Annotated in this window: 1 protein-coding gene; it reads left to right on the top strand. The window is 73.6% G+C overall.

Going from position 1 to position 4,790, the window contains the following annotated elements:
• Positions 1 to 4,790 (top strand): type I polyketide synthase (locus IE294_RS46300; protein ID WP_189895322.1); only part of this gene is annotated, 4,790 nt, incomplete at both ends.

Genomic DNA, 4,790 nt, shown 5'->3' with positions numbered 1-4,790 from the left:
GCGGCACCGTCGAGGAACTCACCCTGGAAGCACCCCTGGTCCTCCCCGACCACGGCGGACTCGCGATCCAGGTCGTGGTCGCGGCCCCGGACGCCGACGGCAGCCGCCGGTTGACGATCCACGGCAGGGCGGACGACGTGCCCGCCGACCAGGAATGGACCCGCTACGCGGGCGGCTCGCTCGCCCTGGCGCCGACCGCCACCGACTTCACCGCCCGCACCTGGCCTCCGGCCGGCTCCGAGGCGCTGGACCTCGACGGGTACTACGACCGCATGGCGGACAACGGCTTCGTGTACGGCCCGGCGTTCCGCGGACTGCGAGCCGCCTGGCGGCGCGGTGACACCCTGTTCGCCGAGGTGGCGCTCCCTCAGGAGCACGGCGAGGACGCCGACGCGTACGGGCTGCACCCCGCGTTGCTGGACGCGGCGCTCCAGGCCGCGGGTCTGGGCGCGTTCTTCCCCGGCGACGAGGCGAGGCTGCCGTTCACCTGGCGAGGGGTCTCCTTGCTGGCGTCCGGTGCGCGTGCGCTGCGCGTCCGGATCCGCCCGGACGGGCCGGACTCGATCACCATCGCGGCTGCCGACGAGTCCGGCGCTCCGGTCGTGAGCGTCGACTCGCTGGTGGTCCGTCCGCTCAATCCCCGGCTCTTCCACGGCCCGCGTGAGCTGCCGTACCACTTCCAGTGGCCGGCCATGCCGCTGGAGGCCGACGGAACGCATCCGGAGCCCGAGGTCTTCGTGGTCGACGCCGGCACGGCGCACGAGGCGACCACCCAGGTGCTCGCCCGGTTGCAGCGTGCCCTGTCCGAGGACGGGACCCTGGTCGTCCTCACCAGGATGGCCGTGGCCGTCGAACCGGGCGAGGAGGTGGATCCCGCGCACGCCGCGGTGTGGGGCCTGGTCCGCTCCGCCCAGGCGGAGCACCCCGACCGGTTCGTGCTGATCGACTCCTACGAGGCGTCCGACCACCTCGTGACCGCCGCCGCGGCGACGGGCGAACCGCAGCTTGCGATCCGCGGGGGCGTCGCCCACCGGCCGCGACTGGCCCGCCACTTTGCCGGGGACAGTCTGCTGCCGCCCGCCGAGACGTCCGCGTGGCTGCTGGGGACCACGGAACGAGGCACGCTGGAGAACCTGGCGCTGCTGCCGGCGCCGGAGCTGACCGCCCCGCTCGCCGACGGCGAGGTGCGCATCGAGGTCCGTGCCGCCGGTGTGAACTTCCGCGACGCGCTCAACGCCCTGGGACTGCTCCCCGGCGAGCCCGGTCCGATGGGCATCGAGGGGGCAGGCGTCGTCACGGGGACCGGACCGGGCGTCACCGATCTCGCGGTCGGTGACCGGGTGTGCGGTGTGTTCGCCGGCTGTTACGGGCCGATCGCGGTCACCGACCGGCGGCTGCTGGGCAGGATGCCCGCCGACTGGACCTTCGAGCAGGCCGCGGCCGTGCCGGTGGTCTTCCTCACCGCCTACCGCGGGCTGGTCGACCTGGCCGGTCTGAGGGCGGGTGAGTCCGTCCTGGTGCACGCCGCGGCGGGCGGCGTCGGCATGGCCGCCGTACAACTCGCCCGGCACCTCGGCGCCGAGGTCTACGGCACGGCCGGCACCGGCAAGTGGGAGGCGACGGGACTCGCCGCCGACCGCCTGGCCTCCTCCAGGACGGCCGAGTTCGAGAGCGCCTTCCTGACCGCGACCGACGGCCGGGGCGTGGACGTAGTCCTCAACTCCCTCACCGGCGAGCTGATCGACGCCTCGTTGCGCCTCATGCCCCGCGGCGGACGTTTCATCGAGATGGGCAGAACCGACCTCCGCGACCCCGAGCAGGTGGCGGCGGCGTACGAGGGGGTGCGCTACCAGGCGTTCGAGCTGATGGACGCCGGCCCCGACAGGATCCACGAGATGCTGACCAAGGTGCTTGCGCTGTTCGAGCAAGGCGTGCTGACGCCGTTGCCGACGCGTAGCTGGGACCTGCGCCGCGCCCCCGAGGCGTTGCGCTTCCTCAGCCAGGCGAAGCACGTCGGCAAGCTCGTCCTCGTCCCGCCGCGGCGGCTCGACCCGGACCGCGCGGTCCTCGTGACGGGCGGCAGCGGCGTACTGGCCGGGCTCGTCGCCCGGCACCTCGTGGCCGAGCACGGCATCCGCCATCTGGTCATGCTCAGCCGCAGCGGCGACGCGCCGGACATCCCCGGCGCCGACGTCCGCTCGTTCGCCTGCGACGTCTCCGACCGCGACGCGCTGGCCGGAGTACTCGGCGCCCTGGAACGGCCGCTGACGGCGGTCGTGCACACCGCGGGCGTCCTCGACGACGGTGTCCTGGCCGACCTCATCCCCGAACGCCTTGCCCGGGTGTTCGGCGCGAAGGCCGACGCCGCCTCGCACCTGCACGAACTCACAAGGGACCAGGACCTGGCGGCCTTCGTGCTGTTCTCCTCGGCGGCGGGCGTCTTCGGCGCCCCCGGTCAGGGCAACTACGCGGCGGCCAACGCCTTCCTGGACGGGCTCGCGCAGCACCGCCGGGCGGCCGGGCTGCCCGCCCAGTCACTGGCCTGGGGCATGTGGACCGAGCGCAGTGGCCTGACCGCGCGACTGGACGACGGCGACATCGCCCGGATGGCCCGGTCCGGCATGACCCCCCTCTCCTCGGAGCAGGGCCTCGCCCTGTTCGACGCCGCCCTGGCGACGGACCTCGCGACGCCCGTCATGGTCCGCGTCGACCACGACGCGCTGCGCCGTCAGGAGACCCTGCATCCGGTGCTGCGCGGCCTGGTCCGCGCGCCGGTCCGGCGGGCGTCCGCCGGAACGGCCGACGGATCGTCCTTCGGCGACCGGCTGGCGGCCATGCCGGAGCCGGAACGGCAGCGACACGTCCTGGACCTGGTGCTCGGTGCCGCGGCCGTCGTCCTCGGCCACGCGTCCGCGGACCTGGTCGAACCCGGCAAGGCCTTCCGCGAGCTGGGCTTCGACTCGCTCACCGCGGTGGAACTGCGCAACCGGCTGACGAAGGCCACCGGCCTGAAGCTGCCGGCGACCCTGGTCTTCGACTACCCGACGCCCGCCGTCCTGACGGCGCACCTCCTCACCGAGTCGGTGGGCACCCGCACAGCCGAGGCCGCCCCGACGGCCGTGGCCTCCGACGAGCCGATCGCCATCGTGTCCATGGGCTGCCGGTTCCCCGGAGGAGTCGGCACCCCCGAGCAGCTGTGGGAGCTGCTGGCCGCGGGCGGTGACGCGATCACCGGTCTGCCCACCGACCGCGGCTGGAACGTCAGCCGCCTCTACGACGCCGACCCCGACCGGGTCGGCACCTCGTACGTGCGGGAGGGCGGCTTCCTGGAGGCCGTGGGCGAGTTCGACGCCGGCTTCTTCGGGATCTCGCCGCGTGAGGCGCTGGCGATGGACCCGCAGCAGCGGCTGCTGCTGGAGACATCCTGGGAAACCTTCGAACGGGCCGGCATCGACCCCGTCTCGCTCAAGGGCACGCCCGGCGGTGTCTTCATCGGCACCAATAGCCAGGACTACATCTCCCTGCTCGCCGGTGCGCCGGACGCCGGTGAGGGCTACATCGCCACCGGCAACTCGGCGAGCGTCGTCTCAGGCCGGCTCTCCTACACGTTCGGTCTGGAGGGTCCCGCGGTCACCGTCGACACCGCGTGCTCCTCGTCACTCGTCGCCCTGCACCTGGCCTCGCAGGCGCTGCGCTCGGGCGAATGCACCCTCGCGCTCGCGGGCGGCGTCATGGTGATGGCCACCCCCGGCGGTTTCGTGGAGTTCAGCCGGCAGCGCGGCCTGGCCGTGGACGGCCGGTGCAAGTCCTTCGCGGCGAGCGCCGACGGGTTCGGCATGTCGGAGGGCGTCGGCGTACTGCTGCTGGAGCGGCTGTCGGACGCCCGGCGCAACGGGCACCCGGTGCTGGCCGTCGTGCGGGGCAGCGCGGTCAACCAGGACGGCGCGTCCAACGGCCTGACCGCCCCCAACGGCCCGTCGCAGCAGCGGGTGATCCGGCAGGCGCTGGCCAATGCCGGGCTCAAGCCGTCCGAGGTGGACGTGGTGGAGGCGCACGGCACGGGAACGTCGCTGGGCGATCCGATCGAGGCGCAGGCCCTGCTGGCCACCTACGGCCAGGACCGCGACCGGCCGCTGTGGCTGGGCTCGGTGAAGTCGAACATCGGCCACACCCAGGCCGCCGCCGGTGTAGCGGGCGTCATGAAGATGGTGCTGGCCATGCAGCACGGCGTGCTGCCCAGGACGCTGCACGCGGAGGAGCCGTCGCCGCACATCGACTGGTCCGCCGGACGAGTCGAGTTGCTGACCGAGGCCCGCGAGTGGCGCGACGGGGACGGCCCGCGCCGGGCCGGTGTGTCCTCGTTCGGCATCAGCGGTACCAACGCGCACGTGATCGTCGAGTCGGTGCCTCCGGCCGCCGAGACCGCCGCGCCGCCCGCCATGGTCGTGCCGTGGCTCCTGTCGGGCAAGACACCGGAAGCCGTGCGGGCCCAGGCGGAGCGGCTGCTGTCGGTCGTCGACGACAACCCCGTCGACGTCGGCCACACCCTTGCGCGCCGTACCGCGTTCGCATACCGCTCGTTCGTCGTCGGCCGGGACGCCCAGGACCGTGCGGCCGGACTGGCGGACCTGGACCAGCCGGTCGCCGCTGGGGCGGGCCGGACGGTGTTCGTGTTCCCGGGTCAGGGGTCGCAGTGGGCGGGGATGGCGGTGGAGCTCCTGGAGTCCTCGCCGGTGTTCGCGGCGCGGATGGCGGAGTGTGAGGCGGCGTTGTCGCCGTTTGTGGAGTGG

Origin of the sequence: Streptomyces canarius (assembly GCF_014650735.1) — a bacterium.
GTDB classification, from domain to species: Bacteria; Actinomycetota; Actinomycetes; order Streptomycetales; family Streptomycetaceae; genus Streptomyces; species Streptomyces olivaceoviridis.
The sequence above is the reverse complement of the archived record's forward strand: the minus strand, read 5'-3'. Positions and strand labels throughout refer to the sequence as shown.